Origin of the sequence: Xanthomonas sp. NCPPB 1062, assembly GCF_041481705.2 — a bacterium.
GTDB classification, from domain to species: Bacteria; Pseudomonadota; Gammaproteobacteria; order Xanthomonadales; family Xanthomonadaceae; genus Xanthomonas; species Xanthomonas euvesicatoria.
The window spans coordinates 2,705,797-2,731,007 of record NZ_CM192987.1 but is presented as its reverse complement, the minus strand read 5'-3'; the positions used below and the strand labels follow the sequence as shown (position 1 = coordinate 2,731,007).

The following is a 25,211-nucleotide window of genomic DNA, read 5'->3' as shown; positions in this document are numbered from 1 at the left end:
GAATCCAGCGCCATGACACCGGGGATCCGCCAGCTCTGTCTTTCCACCCTGACCGCCAGCTTGAGCCTGGCGGTTTTTGCTGCATGGGGCGGCGAAATCAAGGGGGTTGGCGTCAGTACCGGGGCCACCGGGACCCGTGCAGAAATTCAACTGGCCGGCAGCGGCGGCTTCAAAACGCTCTCGCTGGCGAACCCGACGCGCCTGGTTGTCGATTTTCCCGAATCCTCGGGCATGCGCGGTCTCAAGCTGCCGTCCGCTGCCGGATTGGTGACTTCGGTACGCACCGGTCAGCCGGTGCCTGGCACATTCCGTGTGGTGTTCGAACTGGCAACGCCGGTGACGCCGCTCAAGCCGCAGATGCAGACGCTGGGTAGCGTGTCGACATTGGTGATCGAATGGCCTGGCGATCCGGCGCCGGCGGCGGCCTCCGCCGTTGCTGCGGCTGCACTGACGGCAGCCCCGGCGCCGCGTCCGCTCAATGCGCAGGCCGAAGCTGCACGCGCAACGGCCGCCCTGGCCGCATCTGCGCAACGTGCCTCCTCGGTGCCGCCGTCCCAGCCGTCGACTCCGCCGCCTGCACCGTCTGTGCCGGCTTCGGCGCTGCCCACTGTCACTCAGGCCCCGGTACCGACCACTGTCGCCACCGGTGTGCCGACGCCTCGGCCTGCCACCTCCGGTGCACCAGCGCCGACCGGCGTTGCCGGCAACGCGCCGAACCGTGCCGCCGGGGCCGCTGCCAACGTTACGTCCGGCGCGGTGGTGGCGGGCAGCAGCGCATCTGCAGCTGCCATCTTGAATGGCGGCAGCGCACCGATGGGCGCAACGTCCGGTAATGCCGCGGCAAATGCCCCCAATAGCGCCTCGAGCGCGGTGGTTGCTGCAGGCGACGACGACCTGCCGCCGCGCCCCGTGCTGCCAAGCGAAGCGTCGCGGGTCAAGATGGCGCCGGGCATGCGGCCGTTGATCGTGGCGATCGACCCGGGCCACGGCGGCCAGGACCCGGGCGCCATGGGCCCCACCGGCAAGCGCGAGAAGGACGTCACCCTGGCGGTCGGCCGTGAACTGGCACGCCAGGTCAACGCCACGCCGGGCATGAAGGCCTACCTGACCCGCGATACGGACGTGTTCATTCCGTTGCCGATGCGTGCGCAAAAAGCCCGCGCCGCCAAGGCCGACATCTTCATTTCCATTCACGCCGACGCCGCCGAAAACCGCAGCGCCACCGGCTCCTCGGTGTACGTACTGTCGACCAAGGGAGCCTCGTCGCAACGTGCGCGCTGGCTGGCCGACAAGGAAAACGCGGCCGATCTGGTTGGCGGCGTGCGCCTGCAGCAGACCGAAAGCACCTTGGCCAACGTGTTGCTGGACCTGGCTCAGAGCGGCCATATGAAGGCATCCGAAGATGCCGCCGGCCATGTGCTTGGAGGATTGAAGCGCATCGGCAACAACCACAAGCCGCAACTGGAACGCGCCAACTTCGCGGTGCTGCGCACCTCCGACATGCCGGCAATGCTGGTGGAAACCGCCTTCATTTCCAATCCGGACGAAGAACGCCGCCTGATCGATCCGGCTTATCAGCGCAAGATCGCTGGCGCCGTGCTGGACGGCATCGATACCTTCTTTACCCGCCAACCGCCGCCAGGCACGTTGTTCGCAGCACGTGCGCAAGCCGAAGCCGATGCAGTCAGCACCGTGGCCGGCGGCAGCCGCTGACCCGCTCGGCTATCATTCCGCACTGATTCCTTAGATGACGGCGACTGTGCGCCGCCGGATTGCCGTGCCGAGTTCTGTCTTGCCTGTCACACCGCCGATCTACCGCGTTTCGCGCGTGCTGCAATGGAGCGTGCGCTGATGGCGATCCGCCAGCTGCCCGAGATTCTGATCAACCAGATCGCTGCCGGCGAAGTCGTCGAGCGGCCCGCATCGGTGGTCAAGGAACTGGTCGAAAACGCACTCGACGCCGGCGCCACGCGCGTGGATATCGAGCTCGAGGAGGGCGGCGTCCGGCTGATCCGCATCCGCGACAACGGGGGCGGCATCGCCCCGGACGAACTGCCGCTGGCCGTGTCGCGGCATGCCACCAGCAAGATCGCTTCGCTGGACGACCTGGAAACCGTCGCCACGCTGGGCTTCCGTGGCGAAGCCTTGCCGTCGATCGCCTCGGTCAGCCGCTTTACCCTGACCTCGCGTCGCCACGACGCCGAGCACGGCTCCGCATTGGAAATCGACGGCGGTCGCCTGGGCGAGGTGGTGCCGCGCGCGCATGCGCCGGGCACCACGGTCGAAGTGCGCGAACTGTTCTTCAACGTGCCGGCGCGGCGCAAATTCCTGCGTGCCGAACGCACCGAACTCGGCCACATCGAAGAGTGGTTGCGTTCGTTGGCATTGGCGCGGCCGGATGTGGAATTGCGCGTCTCGCACAACGGCAAGCCGTCGCGTCGCTACAAGCCGGGCGATCTGTATTCGGACGCGCGGCTGGGCGAAACCCTCGGCGACGATTTTGCGCGCCAGGCCTTGCGCGTGGACCAAAGCGGTGCCGGTCTGCGCCTGCACGGCTGGGTTGCGCAACCGCATTACTCGCGTGCCAGCACCGACCAGCAATACCTCTACGTCAACGGCCGCTCGGTCAGGGACCGCAGCGTGGCGCATGCGGTGAAGATGGCCTACGGCGATGTGCTGTTTCATGGCCGTCAGCCGGCCTATGTGCTGTTTCTGGAGCTGGACCCGGCACGCGTGGACGTCAATGTGCACCCGGCCAAACACGAGGTGCGCTTCCGCGAAGCGCGGCTGATCCACGATTTCGTCTATCGCACCCTGCAGGATGCCTTGGCGCATACCCGTGCCGGCGTCACGCCAAACAGTATCGGCAGCGATGGTGCCGGCGACCCAGGGGCGACCGCTGGCGGGCTGGGCAACATTGCTGGCAGCGGTGTTCCGAACCACGGCAACGCACCTGGCAGCAGCGGTAGCGGCTACAACTACCCGAGCTGGACGCCTTCGCAAACGCCGCTGGGACTGCGTGTGGACGAGGCGCGCGCCGCCTACAGCGCGCTGTACGCGCCGCCGCCCAGCAGTGCGCAGCAATCGGCAGGCATGCCGAGCATGGCCGGCACCGGGTTGCCGGCAACTGCGCAAGACAGCGGTGTTCCGCCGCTCGGTTATGCCGTCGCGCAGTTGCACGGCATCTACATCCTGGCCGAAAACGCCGAAGGCTTGATCGTGGTCGACATGCACGCGGCGCATGAGCGCATCGGCTATGAGCGGCTCAAAAATGCGCACGACAGCATCGGCCTGCACGCGCAGCCCTTGCTGGTGCCGATGACGCTGGCAGTGGGCGAGCGCGAAGCCGACACCGCCGAGCGCGAAGCGGAGACCTTGGCCACGCTCGGCTTCGAGATCACCCGGGCCGGCCCGCAGTCGCTGCACGTGCGCAGCATTCCCGCGCTGCTGGCCAATGCCGAGCCGGAGGCGCTGCTGCGCGATGTGCTGGGCGATCTGCGCGAGCATGGTCAAAGCCGCCGCATCGCCAGCGCACGCGACGAACTGCTCTCCACCATGGCGTGCCACGGTGCAGTGCGCGCCAACCGCCGCCTCACCGTGCCTGAAATGAACGCGTTGCTGCGCGATATGGAAGCCACCGAACGCTCGGGCCAGTGCAACCATGGCCGACCGACCTGGGCGCGGTTTACGCTGAGCGATATCGATCGTTGGTTTCTGAGGGGGCGTTGATGGCAGTGCACGGGGGGAAGGGCTGGCTGCTCGGCATGCTGGTCGCAGCGGCGTTAGTCGGTTGCGGGTGCGATGCGCCACCGCCGGCTGCGCCGGTCGCACTCGACAAGACATTTCTGGCCGACACCGCCGCCTGGCGCGAAGCGCGGCTGAAGGAACTGCGCGCGCCCGATGGCTGGACCAGCCTGGTTGGCCTGCATTGGCTGTCGCTGAAGGCGCATTACATCGGCAGCAGCGCCGACAGCGGTATCAGACTCGCGGTAGGCCCACCGAAGATGGGCATGGTGTCCACCGAGAACAACGCGGTCTGGTTCGTGCCCGAGCGTGGTGCCGCGCTGACCCTCGATGGCAAGCCGCTGACCAGCCGGATCCGCTTCCAGTCCGATCGCGATCCGCAGCCCACCCTGATCCATTTCGACGAGGGCAAGGGCGTGTTGAGCCTAATCCATCGCGGCGACCGGTATGCGCTACGGGTCAAGCATGCCGACGCGAGCTCGCGCACGCACTTCGCGGGTCTGGACTATTGGCCCTTGGATCCATCCTGGCGCATCAACGCGCGCTATGTGCCCAACTCCGTCGGCAAGACCATCCCGATCGTCGACATCGTCGGGATCAGCAGCGAGCAGCCGAACGCGGGCGCGATCGAGTTCGAGCGCGACGGCAAGACCTACCGATTGGAAACCATCGGCGAGCCAGGGCGGCCGATGTTCGTGGTATTCGCCGACCGCACCAGCGGTCACGGCAGCTATCCGGCTGGACGTTTTCTGGATCTGGACGTGCCCGATGCCTCGGGGCATGTCATCGTCGATTTCAACCGCGCCTACAACCCGCCATGCGCGTTCACCCCATTCGCCACCTGCCCACTGCCGCCGCCGGAAAACCGCATCGATCTGGCGGTGTCGGCAGGCGAGAAGGCCTACAAGGTGCCGCACTGACATGCGCGCCATTCACATGTGCGGAGAAGCCTGGTGACCGGGCGACGGACCACGTTGACGCGCCAGCGGATTGCCACCTGGTGCAGCAGCGCGCTGCTTGGCCTGGCCTTGTGGAGCGGCGCGCTCGTACCGGTGTGGGCGCGCGGTGCCGGCCACGCGCCGGCAGGCCCGCCGGTGCCGCTGCTGTGGAAGGTCGATGGCAAGGGCGGCACGCTGTATCTGCTGGGCTCGTTTCATGTGCTCAAGCCCAGCGACTACCCGTTATCGCCGGATGTGATGCAGGCCTTCGCCAAGGCCGACCGTCTGCTGTTCGAATTGCCGCCTGACGATGCGCAATCGCCCGAGCTGGCCAGTCGCATGCTGCAGGCGGCGCGGCGCACCGACGGGCGTACGCTGCAGGACACGCTGGATGCGAAGACCTGGCAGGCGCTGAGCGCCTACGCGCGCAAGTACGGCATGTCGCTGGCGAGCCTGCAGCCGCTCGAGCCCTGGTTCGTGGCGCTGACGATCAGCCTGGCGGAGATGACCCGGCAAGGCATGGACCCGAACGCGGGGCTGGACCATTACCTGATGGAACAGGCGCAGGCGCGCGGCAAACCGGCCGACGGCCTGGAGCGTGCCGCCGAGCAAATCGCCTTGCTCGACGGCATGTCGCCGACCGAGCAGCATCAGTTGCTGGAAGAGTCGCTGGACGAGGCCGATGCCACCGACCAGCTACGCCAGCTGCATGCAGCCTGGCGTAATGGCGATGTGCATACGCTGTCCACGCAGATGGCCGAAGACATGCGCCGCCAGTATCCGGCGCTGTATCAGGACATCAATGTCGAGCGCAATGCGCGCTGGGTGCCGCGGCTGGAGCGGCGGCTCGGCAAGGGCAGCGGAACCACGCTGGTGGTGGTCGGTGCGCTGCATTTGCTGGGCAATGACGGGGTAGTGGAGCGTCTGCGTGCGCGCGGCTACCACGTGGAGCGGATCTGCTCTGCCTGCACAACGCAGGCCGGCCACTGATTGGCTGCGCCTGGGAGCCTGAGGCTCCTGGCGCAGCGTTCGATATCTCAAGCGGTCGACATCACACCGCGACCAGCCGTCAGCTGGCATGGCCGGCGCAGCGGAGCAGGGGTGTCCGAGTAGCACCTGAGGATGCCGGTGCCGGCCGCACCTGCCTGGCGGCTGCGCAATGGCGTGTTGTCTATTAGCCGCGGTTGCGGGCCTTGCCGGTCGTGCCGTGATTGCCGCCAGCCGAGCCATGCGTGCCGGTTCCCATCGGGCCGCTGCCCAGGCCGCTTGCCCCGGGCGGGTTCGGCGGCGTGCCCGGGCCACCCGGGCGGCCGAAGCCGGCGCCGAAGTTGCGCTGGAACTCCTGCCACAACTCCAGGTTGCGCTCGGTCAACTGGTTCATCATCGCCCACGGGGTTTGCCCGAGCAGGTTGCCCATTTGCTGACGGAACTGCTGCTGCTGATCCAGGAACACCTGCATGCTGCGCTCCAGGTAATTGCCCATGAAGCCCTGCAGCGAGTCGCCATAAAACCGGATGATCTGGCTCAGCAACTGGGTGGAGAGCATCGGCTCGCCGTCCTGCTCGCGGTCGGCGATGATTTGCAGCAGCACTGCGCGGCTGAGGTCCTCGCCGCTCTTGGCATCGCGTACTTCGAATTCTTCGCCATCGATGATCAATTGGCGCACATCTTCGATGGTGATGTAGCTGGAGATTTCCGTGTCGTAGAGACGGCGATTGGGATACTTCTTGATGATGCGAAGTCCGGCCATGGAACGTTCACCCACACTGATAGTGCGCGCAGGATGGCGCACCGCAGCAGCGCTTGCAACAGCCAAAAGGCCTTATTTGCTTAAGCGGACACATTAAAAATGTTGCGCAGCATGGTTTTTGAGCAAAATCCATGCTGCACCGCAAAGTTGCAGCAAACGTTACCAGCCCATGTGGTGGCCGCCGTTGATGTCCAGATTCGAGCCGGTGATCCAGGCAGCCTCTTCCGCAACCAGAAACGCCACCGCGTAGGCGATCTCTTCCGGACGGCCCAGGCGTCCGGTGGGGATATCGGCCACGATCTTGGCGCGCACTTCTTCCGGAACGGCCATCACCATGTCGGTGGCCACATAACCGGGCGAGACCGTGTTGACGGTGACCCCGAATGCCGCGTTCTCGCGCGCCAGCGAGATGGTGAAGCCGTGCATGCCAGCCTTGGCGGCAGCGTAGTTGGCCTGGCCATACTGGCCCTTGAGCCCGTTGATCGAGCTGATCTGGATCACCCGGCCCCAGCCGCGTTTACGCATGCCCTCGATCACCGGGCGGGTCACGTTGAAGACCGAATTGAGGTTGGTGTTGATGACCTCGTGCCACTGCTCGGCACTCATGCGGTGGAAGGTGGTGTCGCGGGTGATGCCGGCGTTGTTGACCAACACCTCGACCGGCCCCAGCGAGGATTCGACGTCTTCCACCAGCGCGCGCGCATGCTCGGACGAGGCGACATCGCCGCGAAACAGGGCGACCTCGTACCCCTGCGCCTGCATGCGCTGCTGCCAGTCGCGTGCCTTTTCTTCGTTGCGGAAGTTGCTGGCGACCCGGTGGCCCTGGTCGGCCAGGCGCTTGCAGATGGCAGTACCGATACCGCCGGTGCCGCCGGTGACCAATGTGACGCGAGATGTCATGACGACTCCAATCAACAAGTGAGGCTGAGGGCGATTCGGGTGCGGGACTGCTGCGCCCGGACGCCGGTGCTGGGCCGCAATTCTAGTCACGCTGGAGGCCGGATGCGCGCGCATCGAGGTCCAGCTGGCGTTGGCGTGGAAGCAGCCGTGGCGAAAAATGCTGCACGGCGTGCTGCAGCAGGGTTTCCACGGCTGCATGCCGCGGCAGTGCGTCGGCCTGTTGGCCCAGGGCGACCCAGGCGGCGTGCAGGGCCGGCAGTGGATCGGCGTCGTCCAGTGCGGGTGCATCGTGTGACTTGGACAGCTTGCGGCCGTCGCGATCCAGCATCAGCGGCAGGTGCAGGTAGCGCGGCTGCGGCAGGCCCAGTGCGCGCTGCAGCACCATCTGGCGCGGGGTGGAGTCGAGCAGGTCGGCGCCGCGCACCACATCGGTGATGCCCTGCGCCGCATCGTCCACCACCACTGCCAGTTGGTACGCCCAATACCCATCGGCGCGGCGCAGCACCACATCGCCCACCTCGGCGTAGACATCCTGCAGCACCGGGCCTTGCAAGGCGTCCTCGAAGCCGACCGGCGATTGCGGCGGCACCCGCAGGCGCACCGCACGGCGCTCGCCCAGTGGCGCGACGCAGGCGTGGTGGATGCCGCCCATGCCGGCCAGATCGGCACGGCTGCAGCTGCATTCGAATGCCTGGCCGGTTTCCAGCAGCTGAGTGATAGCGTCGGTGTAGGCCGCATCGCGCTCGGACTGCCGCATCACCGGCAGGTCCGAGTGCAGCCCGAATGCGGCCAGCGTGCGCAGCTGACGTTCGCTGGAGCCGGGTTCGGCACGCGGCGGGTCGATGTCTTCGATGCGTACGCACCACTGCCCACCGGCATGCCGGGCCAGCAGCCAGCTGCCGAATGCAGCCAGCAGGGAGCCGAAGTGCAGGGGGCCGGTGGGCGAGGGCGCGAAGCGGCCGAGATAAGGGGGCGATGGCATGGGCAGCTGAATCGTCGGTCAGGTGCTTGCTTGATTTCAAGCCGCAACACCCGCAGATCCGCACCAGTTCACCCCGCATCCGTGGAGCCATCGCGCCATGTTCAACCGCATTTTCCTGTTCCTGCTGACCAATCTTGCGGTGCTGATGCTCGCCGGCATCGTCATGTCGTTGCTGGGCGTCAATCCCGCGCAGATGAGTGGCCTGTTGGTGATGGCCGCCATCTTCGGTTTCGGCGGCTCGTTCATTTCCTTGCTGCTGTCCAAGTTCATGGCCAAGCGCAGCACCGGTGCGCAGGTCATCACCGAGCCGCGCACGCCGACCGAGCGCTGGTTGCTGGAGACCGTGCGCCGCCAGGCCCAGGCTGCCGGCATCGGCATGCCGGAAGTAGCGGTCTACGACGGCCCGGAAATCAACGCGTTCGCCACCGGCGCCAACCGCAACAACGCCCTGGTGGCGGTGTCCACCGGCCTGCTGCAGAACATGGACCAGGATGAAGCCGAGGCGGTGCTTGGCCACGAGATCGCCCACGTGGCCAACGGCGATATGGTCACCATGGCGCTGCTGCAGGGCGTCCTCAATACCTTCGTGATCGTGCTCGCCCGCGTGGTCGGCGGCATTATCGACAGCGCCTTGTCGGGCAACCGCGAGGGCGGTCGTGGCTTTGCGTACTACATCATCGTGTTCGCGCTGGAGATGGTGTTCGGCCTGTTCGCGACCATGATTGCGATGTGGTTCTCGCGGCGCCGCGAATTCCGCGCCGATGCCGGTGGCGCGCAGTTGGCCGGCCGCAGCAAGATGATCGCTGCACTGGAGCGGCTGTCGCTCAACCATGGCCAGAACACCTTGCCCTCGCAAGTGCAGGCGTTCGGCATCTCCGGTGGGGTGGGCGAGGGCTTGCGCCGGCTGTTCCTGAGCCATCCGCCGCTCACCGAGCGCATCGCTGCACTGCGCGCCGCCAGCGGTAGTGCAATGTAAGGGGGCGGATCTCCGGCTGCCTGGCAGACAACAAAAAACCCGCGCAGTGCGGGTTTTTTGTTGCTTAGCGAGGTTGCGAACGAGCGGGCGCGCCGGCTTTCAGCCGAACTCGTAATTCATCAATGGCCCGGTCGGTGCCACGAAATCGCCCTGGACGTAGTCCACTCCGGCACTGAAGAAGCTGCTCATCGACTGCGCATCGGCGACGAACTCGGCCATTGTCAGAATGCCGGCCGGCTGCGCCCGCGAGGTGATTTCGCGAATCTTTTCCTGGCTCTCCCGCGCCGAGGCGATGTCGCCGGTGATGCCGCGATCCAGTTTGAGGAAGGCCGGGTGGAAATGCGCCAGCAACTGGAACGAATCCAGGCCCGAGCCGAACTGCTCCAGCCCGACCTTGCAATCCATCGCCGACACCGCAGCCAGGAACTGCTGCGCGTTGCGCAGGTGCGTAAACACCTTCGACTCCGGCGTCTGCAGCCACAGCCGTTCGCCGGGGACGCCGTAGACCGCCAATTGCTCGCGGATGGTGTCGATCATCTGCGGGTCCGAGAACGAGTTCGGCCCGATGCGTACCAGTAGATGGGTCTTGTGCCCGGCACGTTGGCGTTCGCCCAGTTGCCGGATGGCCCGCGCCACCACCCAGCGGTCGATTTCGGTGACCAGGTCGTGCTCTTCGGCGATGGCCATGAACGCGTTCGGCGACATCATTTCGCCGTTGCGTTCCAGGCGCAGGAAGGCCTGGTACAACTCCAGCGGCTCGCCTTGCAGGTTGAGCACCGGCTGGTAATGCAACAGGAAACCGTCGCCGACCAGCGCTTCGCGCAGCTGCTCGACCCAACGTTCGATGCGTTCTTCTTCGGCCCGATCCGCCGCAGCCGGGTCGTAGATGCTGACCGCGTTGCCACCGAGCTCGGCAGTAGTGCGCACCGCCTCGGTGCCGCGATTGAGTACCTGGCCGATGCTGGCGATCTTTTCGCCGATCTGCACGCCGCCGATGCTGACCGTCACCGTGGCCGAGCGCGTCCCCACGCTGACCACGTGCTGCGCGAACGCATTGCGCACGGTTTCGGCCAGCGCATGCGTGCGCGCGTAATTTCCATTCAACAGCAGGGCGAAACTGTGTTCGCCGAAGCGCGCGGCCAATACGCTGTCGTCCAGCACGCTCGCCACGTGCGCGGCAAGCGCAGCAATCAGCGCATCTGCCGAATCCAGCCCGAACTCGGGCAGGATGCGTGCGTAGTGATCCGGCTCGATCAACAGGAAGCCGGATTGGCCCTCGCTGCGGCCGGCCTGTGCCACGGCCTGTTCCAGCGCCACCATGAAGGTGGGGCGATTGAGCAGGCCGGTGACCTGGTCGCGCTGGCGCAAGTCTTCGACTTCGCGCGCCAGTTCCGGGTCGAACTCCTCGCGGCGCCGGAACACCACCTGGATGCACGGCTCGCCTTCATAGGTGGCGGTGGCGAACTCCATCGTGGCCGGGAAGGTGTCGCCTTCCACGCGGCGTGCATCGAGCTTGTACTGTGCCGGCGGCGGTTCGCCCTTGGACATCGCCTTGAGCAGCTGTTTGAAATCGTCGACGTACTGCGCGGCGATCATGTCCAGCAGCGAGATGCCTTCGACATCGTCGAACGACTCGAAGCCGAACATTTCCAGATAGGCATCGTTGGCACGGATATGCATGCCTTCATGCACGTAGGCGATCGGGTCGCGCGAAGATGCGATGAGTGCGTCGCAGCGGCGCTCGGTCTCGCGCATCTGCGCCTCGATGCGGCGCAGTCCGCGGCGGGCCTGCAGGTCGTCCCACTCCGAGCGCACCAGTGCAAGCAAATGCGCGGGGCGGTGGCGCAATGCAATGGCGCGCACCCCGTGCGAAGCGGCCTCGACCAGGGCGTTCTCTTCGATCCGCTCGGCCAGCAAGATGATCGGGATGTCCTTGCCGCTGCCCGCAATCTGGGTCTGCAAGGCGCTCATGGGGATCTGCTGCGCCTGACCCAAGATGGCCAGATCGATCTGGCCCGACAGCATGCTGGCCAGTTCCTCCTGGCTTTGCGGTCGCGATGGACGCACCGCAATGCCGCCATTGCGCAGCGCGGTGACGATGGTCTCCGCACTCTCCACGCTGTCGTCGACGATCATCAGGCGGAGGGTGAGATCTTTGCCTTTTTGCATGCGCGGCTCCCTAGAGACGGGCTTTAATACACGAAGGGGTTTGGCACGTCCATGTGTGTGGAGCATGCCGCATCAAGTGTGAGACGTAGAACAATATTTGCGCGTGGAAGATGCCTTCTGGCGCGCATCGACCGTTTTCACTGCGTGCTGTCCATGCCGCGACAGCGCGTTCAAGGCGCCTGACCTGATCGGTGGGCGAGCCCCCCGCCATCGCCGTTACGCCACGCTCCCCGCTGCATGGCCGGACGCCCACGCCCACTGAAAGTTGTAACCGCCAAGCCAGCCGGTGACATCCAGTACCTCGCCGACAAAGTACAGGCCTGCCACCAGGCGCGACTCCATGGTCGCACTGGAGACCTGTTGGGTATCGACCCCGCCCAGGGTGACTTCAGCTGTCCGATAGCCTTCGGTGCCGCTGGCGATCAGCGGAAAGCTGCCGAGCAGCTCGGCGGCGGCTGTCAGCTGCGGCGGATCCAGCTGACGCACCGGCTTGTCTGGCAGCCAGAGCTCGCACAAGCGTTGCGCAAACCGTTTCGGCAGCACGTCGGCCAGCACGTTGCGCAGCTCGGTGGCGCCGCGTTGCTGCTTTTGTTCGCGCAGCCACGTCGCTGCATCGCGACCGGGCAGCAGATCCAGCCGCAAATCGTCGCCCGGCTGCCAATACGAGGAAATCTGCAGGATCGCCGGGCCGCTGACCCCACGATGGGTGAGCAGCATGGAATTGCGAAAGCTGACTCCGTTGCACTGCGCCTGGACCGGCAACGCCAGCCCGGACAGCGCTTGCAGACGCTCCTGATGCTTGCCGCTCAGCGTGAGTGGCACCAGCCCGGCGCGGGTGGGCAGCAGCGCATGGCCGAACTGCTTGGCCAGGGTATAGCCGAAGCCGCTGGCCCCCATGCTGGGAATCGACAGCCCCCCGGTCGCCACGATCAACGACTGCGTCTGCACGGCCCCCTGGCTGGTCTGGACCTGGAAGCCGTCGCTGCCGCGCTGGACCGACAGCACGTCGCACTGGGTGCGGATCTGCACGCCGGCCGCATCGCATTCGTCCAGCAGCATGCGCACGATCTGCTTGGAGGAGATGTCGCAGAACAACTGGCCCAGCTCTTTCTCGTGATAGGCGATGGCATGCCGTTCGACCATCTCCACAAAATCCGCCGGGCTGTAGCGCGCCAGGGCGGATTTGCAGAAATGCCGATTGGCCGAAATGAAGTTGCCAGGCGTGGTGCCGGTGTTGGTGAAATTGCAGCGCCCGCCACCGGACATCAGGATCTTCTTGCCGACCTTGTTGGCATGATCGATCACCACCACCTTGCGGCCACGCTGGCCGGCAGTGAAGGCGCTCATCAGCCCGGCAGCGCCGGCGCCGATGACCAGCACGTCGCAACGCATGCTCATTCGGCCGGGGCTTGCCGCACCATCGGGGTCAGGGTGACGCTGCCGTGGTCGGCCAGCATCTGCACTTCGCCGTCCTGGATGATCACGTCAAAACGCATGCCGCGCTGGATCAGTGCGCCGAGTGCTTCGGTGGCCTGCGAGTCGAGCTCGATCACGCGCAGATTGCGGTACCGGCCCATGGCGTTGGCGTGCTTCTTCCACCAGGTTTCGGTGGCCTGGCCGCCGTAGCCGATGACCACCGCCTGGCGCGAGCGGTTGCAGGCCTTGCGCACGCGGCTTTCGTCCGGCTGGCCGAGGTCTATCCACAGATCCGGGTCGCCGGTGTAGTCGCGCCGCCATAGGTCCGGCTCGTCGTCGTTGCTGAGGCCACGGCCGAATTCCAGACGATCGTCGGCAAATAGCGCGAACGCCAGCAGCCGCACCATCAGGCGCTCGTCGGTCTCGGAAGGGTGCTGGGCCAGGGTCAGCGAATGGTTGGCGTAATAGCCGCGGTCCATGTCGCTGATCTGAAGTTCCGCCCTGCGGACGGTGGCGGTGAGGGCCATCAGGATGCCGGTTGCAAAGGGCGCCTATGATACGCGGCCGGTTCATGCGCCGGGTGTTGCCCGCATCTGGCAGAGGTGCGTCGTCGGCCGGGCCTGGGCTGGCTGACAGCTGGATGGTGCGAGCAAGGGCAGGGTGGGCTTGGCTCAGAGGCCGGTTGGCTGCAAGGGCCACGGCGGGGCGACAGGCGCTGAGGCGCGGTCCAGGACGTCGCGGACCATGGCCGGGCAGGTGTCGTTAACGGCCCCCATGATCTGCGCAGCTGTGGGGGCGTCAGGCAGTGGCATCCGGTCAATTGGGATGGGGACAGTCCCGACAGGCCGTCGGATTGGACCCGACTGCAAAAGATTTGACGCAGGGTGTCGCTTTTTGCAGAAAACACGAGTACTGTGCACGCACTGTGTTTGCAAGGGTCACCGTGAATCGTGGCCTGGTGCAGCCGGATCGTTACAGATCTCGCTTCATCGTTCCGCTTTACCAACGCCTGCAACTCAGTCTCAGCTCCGGCTTTTCGGACGCTGCGATTTATCCATCAATAGTTCAGGAGTTAGTAAATGTCAGAGCGTCAGAGCGGTACCGTGAAGTGGTTCAACGATGCCAAGGGCTTCGGCTTCATCACCCCGGAAAGCGGCCCGGACCTGTTCGTGCACTTCCGCGCCATCCAGGGCACCGGCTTCAAGTCGCTGCAGGAAGGCCAGAAGGTCACCTTCGTCGCCGTGCAGGGCCAGAAGGGCATGCAGGCTGACCAGGTGCAGGCGGTCTAATCCGCCTGCAACCTTAGGGTTGCCAAAAACGCCGGCCGTGCAAGCGGCTGGCGTTTTTTATTGTCTGCACGACAGGCGGTCAGCCTCGCTGGCGCGTCCACCAGGCGCTGCTTGCGCACAGCGACGACGCCTGGATCGGTAGGATGTGCGCTTTCCGCGCGCAGCTATCTCATGATCACTGTCCACCATCTCAATAATTCCCGTTCCCAGCGCGTGCTGTGGCTGCTGGAAGAACTGGCGCTGCCTTACCAGATCGTGCGCCATGAACGCGACCCCAAGACCATGCTGGCGCCGCCGGCGCTGCGCGCGATCCATCCGCTGGGCAAATCGCCGGTGCTGGTCGATGGCGACCTGGTCGTAGCCGAATCTGGGGCAATCCTGGAGTACCTGACCGAGCGCTACGACACCGAGTGCGCGCTGTCGCCATCGCCGCGGCCGCTGGATTCGCCCGAGCGCCTGCAGTTTCGCTATTGGATGCATTACGCCGAAGGCTCGGCGATGCCGCCGTTGCTGATGACGCTGATCTTCGGTCGCATCCGCAGCGCGCCGATGCCGTTCTTCGCCAAACCCATCGCACGTGCGATCGTGGACAAGGCGATGTCGGGTTTCGTGGGGCCGCAGCTCACCTTGCATCTGGATTGGATGGAGCAGTCGTTGCAGGCCAGCAACTGGTTCGCTGGCGAACGCTTCACCGCCGCCGACATCCAGATGAGCTTCCCGGTACAGGCGGCGGCCGCACGCGGCGGCGGTCTGGAGAAATACCCGCGTTTGCACGCGTTTCTGCAGCGGATCCAAGCGCGTCCGGCGTATCAGGCTGCGTTGAAGAAAGGCGGCCCGTTCGAGCTGATGGGAAGCAAGCCGGCCAATTGAGGCATCGGGGAGTAGGGAGAGCGGGGTGCGAGTAGGTGGGCGGCACTGTGTTTCGCCCGCTGTCTGCTGCTACGACATGGCGTCTCTCATCGCGATGTATTCCGCTCATTCCGGATCCGAATGGCTACCCAGCGACACCGTCGTCGGTATCGCTGCCCATCAGCCGTTCGCAGCAGTCACTCAATCCCCAACGACGTCAGGGCGGATTGCGCTTCAAGGCACCCGGCACTGGCGCACAAACCGCAGCGTATCGTTCAGCACCTGCGAGCGCTCGGGCGATTTGCGCAGCGCCAGCAGGATGCCGAGATGGCCCATGCCGGGGTAGACCTTCAGTTCGGCACTGCCGCCTTCGCGCTTGAGCGCCTGCTGCAGCGAGACGCTGTTCTGTAGTTCGACCACGCGGTCGGCATCGCCATGCAGCAGCAACATGGGCGGTTCGTCGCCGCCGACGTAACGCACCGGTTGCGATTGCCGTTGCGCTGCCGGCGCATCGCCGAAGATTTCGACCAATTCGGGATCGGTCATCGGCATGAAGTCGTACGGCCCGGCCAGGCCTACGACGCCGCACAACTGGTGAGGTTTGAGGCCTTGCGCCTGCAGCCAGCGGGCATCGGTGCCAAGCAACGCGGCCATATGCGCGCCTGCCGAATGACCCATCACCGCGAGGCGATTCGGGTTGCCGCCGTACTCGTGCGCGTGGCGGTAGCTCCATGCGGTGGCGCCTGCCGCGTCGGACATGAAACCGTGTAATCCGACCTGCGGATACTTGCGGTAGTCGGCCACCATCGCCACCACGCCCTGGCGCGCAAGTGCGCGGCCCACCCAGCGATAGTTGGCGCGTGAACCGCGCTTCCAGGTGCCGCCGTAGAAAAACACCATCACTGGCGCGTCGCTTGCGCCGCGCGGCTGGTAGACATCCAGCGCCAGGCCGTGCGCGGAATCGAACACCTGGTCGCGATGCTCGACAATGCCCGATCGGCTGGATGCGGCATTGATGCCACCAAAAAAGACGCTGCTGCAGGCCGTCATGGTCAACGAACCGAGCAACAGGAGGGCAGGACGGAACCAGCGGGAAGCGCGCGAGGGCATGGGCAATATCGGTACGGGGGCAGGAAGGGTGGTGGGGACCAGGCACGAACGCAACAGGCCGGCAAGTGCAGACCAGAGAGTGGCGTCCCGGCAACGTTCGCCTCTGTCTGGTTCGCATCTGATCGGCAGCCGGCGGCTATTAGCGGCTATCGCACGTCGCAAGCATGTGCAGGACGAGCCCGCTCGGCACACGCCAGGCGAGTGAAGATACGGTACGCACGCAGCGCCGGATGCGGCTTCGCCCATGTCAGGTTCACTGCCGGTGGCCTAGGCTTGCCGGCATGACACATTTGCACTTCGATAATCGTCTGCGTCAGCAGCTGCCCGCCGACCCGGAAGAGGGGGCACGCCGGCGCGAGGTGGGCGCGGCCTGGTCGTCTGTCTTGCCGACGCCGGTCGCCGCTCCGTACCTGATCGCGCATTCGGCGGAGATGGCGCAGGTGCTGGGCCTGGAGGCGGCCGAGATCGCCAGTGCGCAGTTCGCCCAGGTGTTCGGCGGCAACGCGCTGTACCCGGGAATGCAGCCTTGGGCGGTCAACTACGGTGGGCATCAATTCGGGCATTGGGCCGGACAGCTTGGCGACGGGCGGGCGATTTCGCTGGGCGAGGCGATCGGAACTGACGGTGGGCGCTACGAATTGCAGCTCAAGGGTGCCGGCCCGACGCCGTATTCGCGCGGTGCCGATGGGCGCGCCGTATTGCGCTCGTCGATCCGCGAATTCCTGTGCAGCGAGGCGATGCATCATCTGGGCGTGCCGACCACGCGTGCATTGAGCCTGGTCGGCACTGGTGAGGCGGTGGTGCGCGACATGTTCTACGACGGCCACCCGCAGCGCGAGCCGGGCGCGATCGTGTGCCGGGTGGCGCCTTCGTTCATCCGTTTCGGCAACTTCGAATTGCCCAGCGCACGCGGCGATATCGCATTGCTGAAGCAGTGGGTGGATTTCACCATCGCCCGCGATTTCCCGGCGTTGGCCGGTGCCAGCGAGGCGCTCTACGCCGACTGGTTTGCGCAGGTCTGCGAGCGTACCGCGGTGATGGTGGCGCACTGGATGCGGGTCGGGTTTGTGCATGGGGTGATGAATACCGACAACATGTCGATCCTCGGTCTGACCATCGACTACGGCCCGTATGGCTGGGTCGACGACTATGACCCGGACTGGACGCCCAACACCACCGACGCGCAGGGGCGGCGCTATCGCTTCGGCACCCAGCCGCAAGTGGCCTACTGGAACCTGGGCCGGCTTGCCCAGGCGCTGGCGCCGCTGTTTGCCGACCAGGCCCTGCTGCAATATGGGCTGGATCGTTTTCGCGATACCTACCTGGCGTGCGACCGGCGCGACACCGCCGCCAAGCTGGGCTTGGCAGAGTGTCGCGACGAGGATCTGCAGCTGATCGACGCGCTGCGCGCCCTGATGCGCGAATCCGAGATGGACATGACGCTCACCTTCCGTGGGCTCATCGACCTGTCGCCCGAACATCCGGACCCCGCGCAGCTGCGCGACGCCTTTTACGACGAAGACAAACGCCTGGCGGATGCGCCGCAGCTGCAGCAATGGCTGCAGCGCTATGCCGCGCGCCTGCAGCAGGATCCGCTGTCGCCGGAAGAGCGGCGCGCGCGCATGCGCCTGGCCAACCCGCGCTATGTGTTGCGCAATTATCTGGCGCAGCAGGCGATCGACCGTGCCGAGCAGGGTGACCCGTCCGGGGTGCAGGAGTTGCTGGAGGTCATGCGCCGCCCTTACGACGATCAGCACGGGCGCGACGCGTTTGCGGCGCGGCGGCCGGACTGGGCACGCGATCGCGCCGGGTGTTCGATGCTGTCGTGCAGTTCCTGACGCGCTCAGATGCAGGTATGCCGTAAATCCGGCGTGGATGGCGTGCGCAGCCTAGAATAGGCGCAACCCCACCGGCCACCACGCCACCGCCCTCATGACTGACTGCAGCCGCTGCGCCGGCACCACGACTTCCGGACCCAACCATTGGTCGGAGCGGATTCGCGACATCGCCGATTTCCCCAAGCCGGGCATCGTCTTCAAGGACATTACCCCGTTGCTGTCGGACGGCCCGGATTTCGCCTCTGCGCTGGACGAAATGGCGCAGCCGTGGCGCACCACGCCGCTGGATGCGGTGCTGGGTATCGAGGCGCGCGGTTTCATTCTGGGCGCTGCCCTGGCGCGCGAACTGCGGACCGGCTTCGTGCCGGTGCGCAAGCCGGGCAAGCTGCCGGGGCGCACGCTGATCCAGGAATACGCGCTGGAGTACGGCACCGATCGCATCGAAATGCATGAGGATGCGCTGCCACGCGGGGCGCGCGTACTGATTGTCGACGACGTGCTGGCCACCGGCGGCACGCTGCGTGCGGCCCTGGGACTTGCTGCCCAACTCGAACTGGAAGTCGTTGGCGCAGCCGTGCTGGTGGAATTGCAGGTGCTGCAGGGTCGCCAGAAATGGGCGAACGATGTGCCGCTGTTGGCGACACTTTCTTACTGATTCCAAGCGCTGGAAGCGACCCTGGATGCGTGGACGTGCGCGCTTCCAGGATTGCTCTAGCTGAAACATAGGCGGCCGGCACAATGCCGGCCGCGCTGCGTTCAGAGCTTGCTGACCCGAAACCGGCGTCCCTTGATCTTGCCTGCGTGCAGATGTGCCAGCGCCTTGGCGACCTGCGCGCGGGCAATGGCCACGTAGGAGCGGGTAGGGTAGATGGCGATCTTGCCGATTGCCGCGCCCGAGAGCCCGGCTTCGCCAGTCAGGGCGCCCAGGATGTCGCCGGCACGCAGCTTGTCGGTCTTGCCGCCATCGATGCGCAAGGTGGTCATTGCCGCCTGCGGCAGTTGCGCCGGGCGCGCGGTGGCCAGTGGCGCACGCGACCACTTCAAGGGTTGGCCCTGTTCGGCTTCCAGTGCCTGCGCGCGGGCAGTTTCGCGCGGGGCGACCAGGCTCAGCGCCAGTCCATGCTTGCCGGCACGTGCGGTACGGCCAATGCGATGGCGGTAGGTCTCGGTATCGGTGGGCAGCTCGTAGTTGACCACCGCCGAGAGGTCTTCCACGTCCAGCCCGCGAGCGGCCACGTCGCTGGCCACCAGCACGTTGCAGCTGCGGTTGACGAAGCGCACCAGCACTTCGTCACGGTCGCGCTGTTCCATGTCGCCATGCAAGGCAAGCGCAGAGAAACCGAATTCCTGCAGCGAGCCAGCCACCTCGTCCACTTCCTTGCGGGTATTGCAGAACACCACGCTGGACTCGGGATTGAAACGCAGCAGCAGGCCGGCAACGGCCTTTTGCCGATAGGTCGGGTCGACCTCGAAGAACTGCTGATCGATCTCCGGTGCGCTATCGGCGCCTTCCACCGTGATCTCAACCGGCTCCTTCAACAGCTCGCGTGCGAGCGCGCGGATACTGTCCGGGAACGTGGCCGAAAACAGCAGGCTTTGGCGGTGTTTGTCGCAACGGCCGGCAATCTCGCGGATGGGTTCTTCGAAGCCCATGTCGAGCATGCGGTCGGCCTCGTCCAGCACCAGCGTGCGCACGCCGCCCAGATGCAGGGCGCGTTTGCGGGCCAGTTCCTGGATGCGACCGGGCGTGCCCACCACCACTTGCGGGTGGTGCGCGTCCAGCGAGGCCAACTGCGGGCCCAGCGGCATGCCGCCGGTGAGCACCACCAGCTTCATGTTGGGAATGCCGGTGGCGAGCTTGCGCAGCTGCTTGCCGACCTGGTCGGCCAATTCGCGGGTGGGGCAGATCACCAGCGCCTGTGCGCGGGTCACTGCAGGGTCGAGCTTTTGCAGCAGGCCAAGCCCGAACGCGGCGGTCTTGCCGCTGCCGGTCGGCGCCTGGGCGATGACATCGAGCCCCTGCAGGATCGGCGGCAGGCTTTGCGCCTGGATGGGAGTCAGGACGGTGTAGCCAAGGGCGTCGATGCCGGGGGCCAGGGCCGGCGACAGCGGCAGCGCGCAGAATTCGTTCATGGCGCATTTTAGCCCGGGATTGGGGAGTAGGGATTCGGGATTCGTCACCGTGACAGCGTGCGCTTTTGCCAATCCCGAATCCCCAATCACCAATCCCGTACAATTGCGCCATGCCTTTAATCACTCTGCAAAGCGTCGACTACAGCGTCGGCGGCCCCTTGTTGCTGGAAAAAACCGACCTCACGATCGAGCCGGGCGAGCGTATCGCCTTGATCGGCCGCAACGGCGCCGGCAAATCGACCTTGATGAAACTGATCGCCGGCGAGCTCAAGCCCGACGATGGCGAAGTGCGCGTGCAACAGGGTGTGCGCATCGCGCGGCTGGAGCAGGAGGTACCGCAAGGGACCGGCGGCAGCGTGTTCGACGTGGTGGCCGATGGTCTGGGCGAGTTGGGTCATTGGCTGGCCGAATTCCATCAACTCAGCCATGCCGAGGTGTTCGACGCCGATGCGTTCGGCAAGGTGCAGGCCAAGATCGATGCGGCCGACGGGTGGGCGCTGGATCAACGCGTCACCGAGACGCTGACCAAGCTGGAACTGGACGGCGATGCGGAGTTCGCGCGGCTGTCCGGCGGTATGAAGCGACGCGTGCTGTTGGCGCGTTCGCTGGTGTCCTCGCCGGATGTGCTGCTGCTGGACGAACCGACCAACCATCTGGATATCGAAGCCATCGATTGGCTGGAAACCTTCCTGAAGGGCTGGAGCGGCAGCGTGCTGTTCGTCACCCACGACCGGCGCTTCCTGCGTGCGTTGGCCACCCGCATCGTCGAGATCGATCGCGGCCAGGTCACCAGCTGGCCGGGCGACTGGGCCAACTACGAGCGCCGCCGCGAGGAACGGCTCAATGCGCAGGCGCAGGAGAATGCGCGCTTCGACAAGTTGCTGGCGCAGGAAGAGATCTGGATCCGTCAGGGCATCAAGGCGCGGCGCACCCGCGACGAGGGCCGCGTGCGGCGCCTGGAATCGATGCGCAACGAGCGCGTGCAGCGGCGCGAGCTCACCGGCAACGTGCGCATGGAAGTCTCGCAGGGCGAGTCGTCCGGCAAGAAGGTGATCGAGGCCAAGGAGGTTGGCTTCGCGTTCGGTGCGCGCACGATGGTCAAGGATTTTTCCACCATTATCCAGCGTGGCGACCGCATCGGCCTGATCGGCCCCAACGGCAGCGGCAAGACCACCTTGCTCAAGCTGTTGCTGGGCGATCTGCAGCCGCAGCAGGGCGAAATCCGCATCGGTACCAATCTGCAGATTGCGTATTTCGACCAATACCGTTCCACCCTGCGCGAAGACTGGAGCGCGATCGAAAACGTAGCCGAAGGCCGCGATTTCCTGGAAATCAACGGCAAGCGCAAGCACGTGCATGCCTATCTGCAGGATTTCTTGTTCACCCCCGAGCGCGCGCGCGCGCCGATCACGCGCCTGTCCGGTGGCGAGCGCAATCGCCTATTGCTGGCACGTCTGTTCGCGCAGCCGTCCAACCTGCTGGTGATGGACGAACCGACCAACGACCTGGACGTGGAAACGCTGGAGCTGCTGGAAGAATTGCTGGGCGAATACAGCGGAACCTTGCTGCTGGTCAGCCATGACCGCGACTTCCTCGACAACGTGGTGACCTCCACGCTGGTGATGGAGGGCGATGGCCTGATCGGCGATTACGTCGGCGGATACAGCGATTCGCTGCGCCAGCGCCGTACGCCGGTCGGCAATGCGATGGCGGTGGCCAAGGCATCGGCCACTGCGGTGGCGACCGCGCCCGTGGCTGCAGTGCCGGCGGACACCGCCCCCAAGCGCAAGCTCAGCTACAAGGATGCACGCGAGCTGGAGCGACTGCCGGCCCTGATCGAGACGCTGGAGCAGCAAGTGGCCACGCTCACCGAGGCGATGAACGAGCCGGCCTTCTATCAGCGCGACAGTGCGGCGATGGCGGCCCACACCGCAGCATTGGCCGATGCGCAAAAGCACCTGGATGCGGCGTACGCGCGCTGGAGCGAGCTGGATAGTTGATCGTCGGTCGGCACGCGCAATGCGTGCCGTTCGCGCGTCTGGCGCGACGAAGGGCGATGGTGGTCTGCCATCGCGCCTGGATGCAGGCCGATGCGGGTGCGTGGCGATCCGTGTTCGCCGGAAATACCAGCGCTGATCGACCGCGCCGCGCGGTGCCTACATCGCGAGCGCTCATCAGGTCGGTGCGGGCGGCATGCAGGCAGCCATCGCTTCTGCACGGGGCATGTGGTGCCGGCGCCAGGCGTGTCCGCTCCGCCGGCTGCGCAGGCGTGCTGTTGGCTGCTCTCAGTCGCAGGCGCTTGCGGGCGCAACGAACGCCGCAAAGGTCAGCCCGCGTGCTGCCCAGGCGTTGGCGACGTCATCGAGGATGTCCAGCAAGGTGTCGCGGTCGTTGGGTGCCGTGCTGGCCAGCGCCTGGGCGCCGTCGATGAGCAGCGCATAGCCATGTGGCGAAGGCAGCCACGCCAGGTCGCGCAGGGCATCGCTGAGCGCGTCCCAATTGCGGCCGAAGCTGGCCGGGAAATCCAGTTGCGTGGCCAGGCGCATCAGCAGCATGCGTTTGTCGCTGCAGGCGGCCAGATCCACGCGCACGATGCGTAGGCCGGCATCGCGCGCAAGCGCTGCCATGGTGTCCAGATCGTCGGTCTCGGCCTGATACACCCCCGACTGCTGCGGATCGGACAGATCCAGCGCGAAGTCGCCAGCGTTCATGGTGCCTGGTCCGGGGTCGGGCCATCGAAGGCCTTGAAGCTCTGGTAATGATCGTCGCTGTAGTACCACGCCTCGGGCGGAGTGCCGCCGGTGACGATGCGGCGCGCGCCGCGATCCGGGCTGCCGGGGGTATCGACAGTGTATTCGCGGTAATAGCCACGCGGACGTTCGGGCAGGCGATGCTCGCGGTTGCCGAACATGCTGCCATCCTGCGGATGCGGAAACGGGCCACCGCGCTGGATCAACACGATGGTGGCCATCGCCTCGGTCGGCAGAAAGGCGGGCAGGCGCGGCACCTCGCGCGTCGGCGCGTCCGCGGCGATCGGGGCGTTGAGTTGCGGCGCGAACTGCGGCTTGGGCGTCTGCATCGTGCGCATGCCCCACAGGCCGGCGACGAGCAGCGCGATGGCGACAACGAGCAAAGCGGGCTTGCGCATGAAGACAGTCCGAAATGGATACGGCAGAGCAAGTATGCCGATGCGCGACTGTGTCGACTTTGAACGTGGCCGGCGCCGGGACGGTTCACGCCCAAGTAACCGGGACTTGGTGCAAGGTGTGCGGCGAACATCGTGCGGCATGCGATGGGATGAAGTTTCCCTGCCAGCACCCTTGGTAAGCGCTGCCGCCGTCCTTACCATTCACCCCGCAACGCCCGGTCTTCGCCGGGCGGCAAGTCCAGGAGATACGCATGGCTTACACACTTCCGCAGTTGCCCTACGCCTACGACGCGCTGGAACCGAACATCGATGCGCAAACGATGGAAATCCATCACACCAAGCATCACCAGACCTACATCAACAACGTCAACGCGGCGCTGGAAGGGACCGAGTACGCCGATCTGCCGATCGAAGAACTGGTCTCCAAGCTGAAGAGCCTGCCGGAAAACCTGCAGGGCCCGGTGCGCAACAATGGCGGCGGCCACGCCAACCACTCCCTGTTCTGGACCGTGCTGTCGCCCAACGGTGGCGGCGAGCCCAAGGGCGAGGTCGCCAAGGCGATCGACAAGGATCTCGGTGGTTTCGAGAAATTCAAGGAAGCCTTCACCAAGGCCGCCGTCAGCCGCTTTGGCTCGGGTTGGGCGTGGTTGAGCGTGACCCCCGACAAGAAGCTGGTGGTGGAAAGCACCGCCAACCAGGACAGCCCGCTATTCGAGGGCAACACCCCGATCCTGGGTCTGGACGTGTGGGAACACGCGTACTACCTGAAGTACCAGAACCGTCGCCCGGAATACATCGGCGCGTTCTACAACGCCGTCAATTGGGAAGAAGTCGAGCGCCGCTACCACGCCGCGATCGCCTGAGGTCCTGCACCGGCGCCAGGCACTGCCTAGCGCTGTGACAGCGGCACCCAACGTACAAGGCCGGGAGCGATCCCGGCCTTGTACGTTTACTGCGCTGTGGGTAGGAGCGACCCCGGTCGCGAGAGGCCTTGCAGGGAAGCCTCCGTGCTCGGGCGTGTTCCGATGTCTGCCGGGCAGCGGTAGTGCGAACGGGTCGATCAGAACTTGGCGTCGAACTCGCGGGCGTAGCCGGTGTTGACGATGACCTTCTGCAACGCGTCGCTGATCTTGATGTTGCCGGCCACGATTTGCTGCGTCTCAGGGCCCATGTTGTCCATGCGCGGCGGGGTGGCGCCCTTGTAGTCGCAAACGCGGCCACCGGCCTCGCGTACCAGCAGCACACCAGCGGCGATGTCCCAGGCTTTGACGCCCGCTTCGAAATAGGCGTCGGCGCGGCCGCAGGCCACATAGGCCAGGTCCAGCGCTGCCGAGCCGGTGCGGCGCACGTCTTCGGCCTGCACCAGCAGCGCATCCACGCACTTGAGCTGCGCACTGGCGCGCGCACGCTCGCGCGGCGGGAAGCCGGTGTGGACCATTGCGCCTTCCAGATCCTTGCGCTCTGCGATACGTATGCGGCGGTCATTGAGCACCGCGCCTGCGCCGCGGCTGGCAGTGAACAGCTCGTTGCGCAGCGGGTCGAAGATCACCGCATCGGTCGGTTCGCCATTTTCCACCAGTGCGATGGACACGCAGTAGTGCGGGAAGCCGCGCAGATAATTGCTGGTGCCGTCCAGTGGATCGATGACCCAGGTGTAGCGGCCACTCTTGCCGCCCTGCACGCCGCCTTCTTCGCCGAACACGGCGTACTCGGGGTAGCCGCGCTTGAGTTCCTTGATGATGACCTTCTCGGCATCGGCATCGACTTCGCTGGCGTAGTCCATGCGGCCTTTCTGCACCACATTGAGCGCATCGAGCTTGTTGATGCCGCGCAACAGCACATTGCCGGCGAGGCGGGCGGCTTTGACCATGACGGTGACGGCGGGTTTCTGCATGGTGAAAGCTCCCGTGAAGGCAGAATCGGACAATGGCGAAGGTAAAAGAGCGGTCCGGCGCGAAAGCCGGCCGCG

Annotated in this window: 22 protein-coding genes and 1 other RNA gene; 11 read left to right on the top strand and 12 right to left on the bottom strand. The window is 65.6% G+C overall.

Annotated elements, in window-relative coordinates; genetic code table 11:
• Positions 1-12: 12 nt before the first annotated feature.
• The 4 genes from ACCQ16_RS12050 to ACCQ16_RS12035 all read left to right on the top strand — a co-directional run bounded on the left by ACCQ16_RS12050 (position 13) and on the right by ACCQ16_RS12035 (position 5,672).
• A complete protein-coding gene (locus ACCQ16_RS12050) occupies positions 13-1,713 on the top strand; it encodes an N-acetylmuramoyl-L-alanine amidase (RefSeq protein WP_277572708.1) in 1,701 nt (566 codons plus the stop codon).
• Positions 1,714-1,851: 138 nt separating this feature from the next.
• Positions 1,852-3,729, top strand: a complete 1,878-nt coding sequence (gene mutL, locus ACCQ16_RS12045; protein ID WP_031423060.1) for a DNA mismatch repair endonuclease MutL — start codon at positions 1,852-1,854, stop codon at positions 3,727-3,729.
• On the top strand, positions 3,729-4,664 hold the full coding sequence (locus ACCQ16_RS12040) for a DUF1684 domain-containing protein (RefSeq protein ID WP_277572709.1): 936 nt from the start codon (positions 3,729-3,731) through the stop codon (positions 4,662-4,664). The genes mutL and ACCQ16_RS12040 overlap by 1 nt, the downstream gene beginning before the upstream one ends.
• A gap of 33 nt (positions 4,665-4,697) precedes the next feature.
• Positions 4,698-5,672: a TraB/GumN family protein gene (locus tag ACCQ16_RS12035; protein WP_218490454.1), complete on the top strand. Its 975-nt coding sequence runs from the start codon at positions 4,698-4,700 to the stop codon at positions 5,670-5,672.
• A gap of 53 nt (positions 5,673-5,725) precedes the next feature.
• Here the strand turns inward: ACCQ16_RS12035 and ACCQ16_RS12030 are convergent.
• From ACCQ16_RS12030 to gluQRS, 4 genes are all read right to left on the bottom strand, one after another.
• Positions 5,726-5,800: non-coding RNA, sX9 sRNA (locus tag ACCQ16_RS12030), on the bottom strand.
• 56 nt (positions 5,801-5,856) lie between these two features.
• A complete protein-coding gene (gene phaR / locus ACCQ16_RS12025) occupies positions 5,857-6,432 on the bottom strand; it encodes a polyhydroxyalkanoate synthesis repressor PhaR (RefSeq protein ID WP_031423057.1) in 576 nt (191 codons plus the stop codon).
• A gap of 159 nt (positions 6,433-6,591) precedes the next feature.
• Positions 6,592-7,332, bottom strand: coding sequence for a beta-ketoacyl-ACP reductase (locus ACCQ16_RS12020; RefSeq protein WP_011347745.1), 741 nt, complete (start codon positions 7,330-7,332; stop codon positions 6,592-6,594).
• An 82-nt stretch (positions 7,333-7,414) separates the two neighbouring features.
• The gene (gene gluQRS, locus ACCQ16_RS12015) at positions 7,415-8,314 is read right to left on the bottom strand and encodes a tRNA glutamyl-Q(34) synthetase GluQRS (RefSeq protein ID WP_277572710.1); all 900 of its coding nucleotides are present in this window, start codon (positions 8,312-8,314) and stop codon (positions 7,415-7,417) included.
• A gap of 97 nt (positions 8,315-8,411) precedes the next feature.
• On the opposite strand from gluQRS, the gene htpX reads away from it, so the two are divergent.
• Positions 8,412-9,290 carry a protease HtpX gene (htpX, locus tag ACCQ16_RS12010; RefSeq protein ID WP_008576145.1) on the top strand — a complete coding sequence of 293 codons (879 nt, stop codon included), beginning with the start codon at positions 8,412-8,414 and terminating at the stop codon, positions 9,288-9,290.
• Positions 9,291-9,389: 99 nt separating this feature from the next.
• Here the strand turns inward: htpX and ACCQ16_RS12005 are convergent, their stop codons facing one another.
• The 3 genes from ACCQ16_RS12005 to ACCQ16_RS11995 form a co-directional block, all read right to left on the bottom strand.
• Positions 9,390-11,459 (bottom strand): GGDEF/EAL domain-containing response regulator, encoded by a 2,070-nt coding sequence (locus ACCQ16_RS12005; RefSeq protein ID WP_008576147.1) that lies wholly within the window; start codon positions 11,457-11,459, stop codon positions 9,390-9,392.
• Positions 11,460-11,675: 216 nt separating this feature from the next.
• Complete coding sequence (locus tag ACCQ16_RS12000; RefSeq protein ID WP_031423053.1) at positions 11,676-12,857, bottom strand: BaiN/RdsA family NAD(P)/FAD-dependent oxidoreductase; 1,182 nt, start codon at positions 12,855-12,857, stop codon at positions 11,676-11,678.
• Positions 12,854-13,402: a YaeQ family protein gene (locus tag ACCQ16_RS11995; RefSeq protein WP_008576151.1), complete on the bottom strand. Its 549-nt coding sequence runs from the start codon at positions 13,400-13,402 to the stop codon at positions 12,854-12,856. Before ACCQ16_RS11995 ends, ACCQ16_RS12000 begins: the two co-directional genes overlap by 4 nt.
• Before the next feature lie 552 nt (positions 13,403-13,954).
• Between ACCQ16_RS11995 and ACCQ16_RS11990 the strand changes: the two genes are divergently transcribed.
• Positions 13,955-14,164, top strand: a complete 210-nt coding sequence (locus ACCQ16_RS11990; protein ID WP_008576153.1) for a cold-shock protein — start codon at positions 13,955-13,957, stop codon at positions 14,162-14,164.
• Positions 14,165-14,335: 171 nt separating this feature from the next.
• Positions 14,336-15,034, top strand: a complete 699-nt coding sequence (locus ACCQ16_RS11985; RefSeq protein ID WP_277572711.1) for a glutathione S-transferase — start codon at positions 14,336-14,338, stop codon at positions 15,032-15,034.
• A gap of 213 nt (positions 15,035-15,247) precedes the next feature.
• Here the strand turns inward: ACCQ16_RS11985 and ACCQ16_RS11980 are convergent, their stop codons facing one another.
• Positions 15,248-16,123, bottom strand: a complete 876-nt coding sequence (locus ACCQ16_RS11980; RefSeq protein ID WP_372379966.1) for an alpha/beta hydrolase — start codon at positions 16,121-16,123, stop codon at positions 15,248-15,250.
• Positions 16,124-16,404: 281 nt separating this feature from the next.
• On the opposite strand from ACCQ16_RS11980, the gene ACCQ16_RS11975 reads away from it, so the two are divergent.
• Positions 16,405-17,961 carry a protein adenylyltransferase SelO gene (locus ACCQ16_RS11975; protein ID WP_127167144.1) on the top strand — a complete coding sequence of 519 codons (1,557 nt, stop codon included), beginning with the start codon at positions 16,405-16,407 and terminating at the stop codon, positions 17,959-17,961.
• A gap of 94 nt (positions 17,962-18,055) precedes the next feature.
• The gene (locus tag ACCQ16_RS11970; protein ID WP_014090366.1) at positions 18,056-18,616 is read left to right on the top strand and encodes an adenine phosphoribosyltransferase; all 561 of its coding nucleotides are present in this window, start codon (positions 18,056-18,058) and stop codon (positions 18,614-18,616) included.
• Positions 18,617-18,717: 101 nt separating this feature from the next.
• Here ACCQ16_RS11970 and dbpA read toward each other — a convergent pair whose 3' ends face one another.
• Positions 18,718-20,094, bottom strand: a complete 1,377-nt coding sequence (dbpA, locus tag ACCQ16_RS11965; protein WP_277572713.1) for an ATP-dependent RNA helicase DbpA — start codon at positions 20,092-20,094, stop codon at positions 18,718-18,720.
• A gap of 110 nt (positions 20,095-20,204) precedes the next feature.
• On the opposite strand from dbpA, the gene ACCQ16_RS11960 reads away from it, so the two are divergent.
• Positions 20,205-22,094 carry an ATP-binding cassette domain-containing protein gene (locus tag ACCQ16_RS11960; protein ID WP_218496391.1) on the top strand — a complete coding sequence of 630 codons (1,890 nt, stop codon included), beginning with the start codon at positions 20,205-20,207 and terminating at the stop codon, positions 22,092-22,094.
• Positions 22,095-22,379: 285 nt separating this feature from the next.
• Here ACCQ16_RS11960 and ACCQ16_RS11955 read toward each other — a convergent pair whose 3' ends face one another.
• A complete protein-coding gene (locus ACCQ16_RS11955) occupies positions 22,380-22,805 on the bottom strand; it encodes a barstar family protein (RefSeq protein ID WP_277572714.1) in 426 nt (141 codons plus the stop codon).
• On the bottom strand, positions 22,802-23,242 hold the full coding sequence (locus tag ACCQ16_RS11950; RefSeq protein WP_218490461.1) for a guanyl-specific ribonuclease: 441 nt from the start codon (positions 23,240-23,242) through the stop codon (positions 22,802-22,804). The genes ACCQ16_RS11955 and ACCQ16_RS11950 overlap by 4 nt, the downstream gene beginning before the upstream one ends.
• A 251-nt stretch (positions 23,243-23,493) precedes the next feature.
• On the opposite strand from ACCQ16_RS11950, the gene ACCQ16_RS11945 reads away from it, so the two are divergent.
• Positions 23,494-24,105: a superoxide dismutase gene (locus ACCQ16_RS11945; protein WP_003486056.1), complete on the top strand. Its 612-nt coding sequence runs from the start codon at positions 23,494-23,496 to the stop codon at positions 24,103-24,105.
• Between the two features lie 197 nt (positions 24,106-24,302).
• Here the strand turns inward: ACCQ16_RS11945 and ACCQ16_RS11940 are convergent, their stop codons facing one another.
• Positions 24,303-25,136, bottom strand: a complete 834-nt coding sequence (locus tag ACCQ16_RS11940; protein ID WP_005913068.1) for an inositol monophosphatase family protein — start codon at positions 25,134-25,136, stop codon at positions 24,303-24,305.
• Between the last annotated feature and the right edge of the window lie 75 nt (positions 25,137-25,211).

Bases quoted from the DNA above. Each gene is read 5' to 3' on its own strand.
- ACCQ16_RS11990 (WP_008576153.1), top strand. From the start codon at position 13,955: ATGTCAGAGCGTCAGAGCGGTACCGTGAAGTGGTTCAACGATGCCAAG.
- dbpA (WP_277572713.1), bottom strand. From the start codon at position 20,094: ATGAACGAATTCTGCGCGCTGCCGCTGTCGCCGGCCCTGGCCCCCGGC.
- ACCQ16_RS11995 (WP_008576151.1), bottom strand. From the start codon at position 13,402: ATGGCCCTCACCGCCACCGTCCGCAGGGCGGAACTTCAGATCAGCGAC.
- ACCQ16_RS12005 (WP_008576147.1), bottom strand. From the start codon at position 11,459: ATGCAAAAAGGCAAAGATCTCACCCTCCGCCTGATGATCGTCGACGAC.
- ACCQ16_RS12040 (WP_277572709.1), top strand. From the start codon at position 3,729: ATGGCAGTGCACGGGGGGAAGGGCTGGCTGCTCGGCATGCTGGTCGCA.
- ACCQ16_RS12000 (WP_031423053.1), bottom strand. From the start codon at position 12,857: ATGAGCATGCGTTGCGACGTGCTGGTCATCGGCGCCGGCGCTGCCGGG.
- ACCQ16_RS12050 (WP_277572708.1), top strand. From the start codon at position 13: ATGACACCGGGGATCCGCCAGCTCTGTCTTTCCACCCTGACCGCCAGC.
- ACCQ16_RS11950 (WP_218490461.1), bottom strand. From the start codon at position 23,242: ATGCGCAAGCCCGCTTTGCTCGTTGTCGCCATCGCGCTGCTCGTCGCC.
- ACCQ16_RS11980 (WP_372379966.1), bottom strand. From the start codon at position 16,123: ATGCCCTCGCGCGCTTCCCGCTGGTTCCGTCCTGCCCTCCTGTTGCTC.
- ACCQ16_RS11960 (WP_218496391.1), top strand. From the start codon at position 20,205: ATGCCTTTAATCACTCTGCAAAGCGTCGACTACAGCGTCGGCGGCCCC.
- gluQRS (WP_277572710.1), bottom strand. From the start codon at position 8,314: ATGCCATCGCCCCCTTATCTCGGCCGCTTCGCGCCCTCGCCCACCGGC.
- ACCQ16_RS11955 (WP_277572714.1), bottom strand. From the start codon at position 22,805: ATGAACGCTGGCGACTTCGCGCTGGATCTGTCCGATCCGCAGCAGTCG.
- ACCQ16_RS11970 (WP_014090366.1), top strand. From the start codon at position 18,056: ATGACTGACTGCAGCCGCTGCGCCGGCACCACGACTTCCGGACCCAAC.
- ACCQ16_RS11940 (WP_005913068.1), bottom strand. From the start codon at position 25,136: ATGCAGAAACCCGCCGTCACCGTCATGGTCAAAGCCGCCCGCCTCGCC.
- ACCQ16_RS11975 (WP_127167144.1), top strand. From the start codon at position 16,405: ATGACACATTTGCACTTCGATAATCGTCTGCGTCAGCAGCTGCCCGCC.
- ACCQ16_RS11945 (WP_003486056.1), top strand. From the start codon at position 23,494: ATGGCTTACACACTTCCGCAGTTGCCCTACGCCTACGACGCGCTGGAA.
- htpX (WP_008576145.1), top strand. From the start codon at position 8,412: ATGTTCAACCGCATTTTCCTGTTCCTGCTGACCAATCTTGCGGTGCTG.
- ACCQ16_RS12020 (WP_011347745.1), bottom strand. From the start codon at position 7,332: ATGACATCTCGCGTCACATTGGTCACCGGCGGCACCGGCGGTATCGGT.
- phaR (WP_031423057.1), bottom strand. From the start codon at position 6,432: ATGGCCGGACTTCGCATCATCAAGAAGTATCCCAATCGCCGTCTCTAC.
- mutL (WP_031423060.1), top strand. From the start codon at position 1,852: ATGGCGATCCGCCAGCTGCCCGAGATTCTGATCAACCAGATCGCTGCC.
- ACCQ16_RS11985 (WP_277572711.1), top strand. From the start codon at position 14,336: ATGATCACTGTCCACCATCTCAATAATTCCCGTTCCCAGCGCGTGCTG.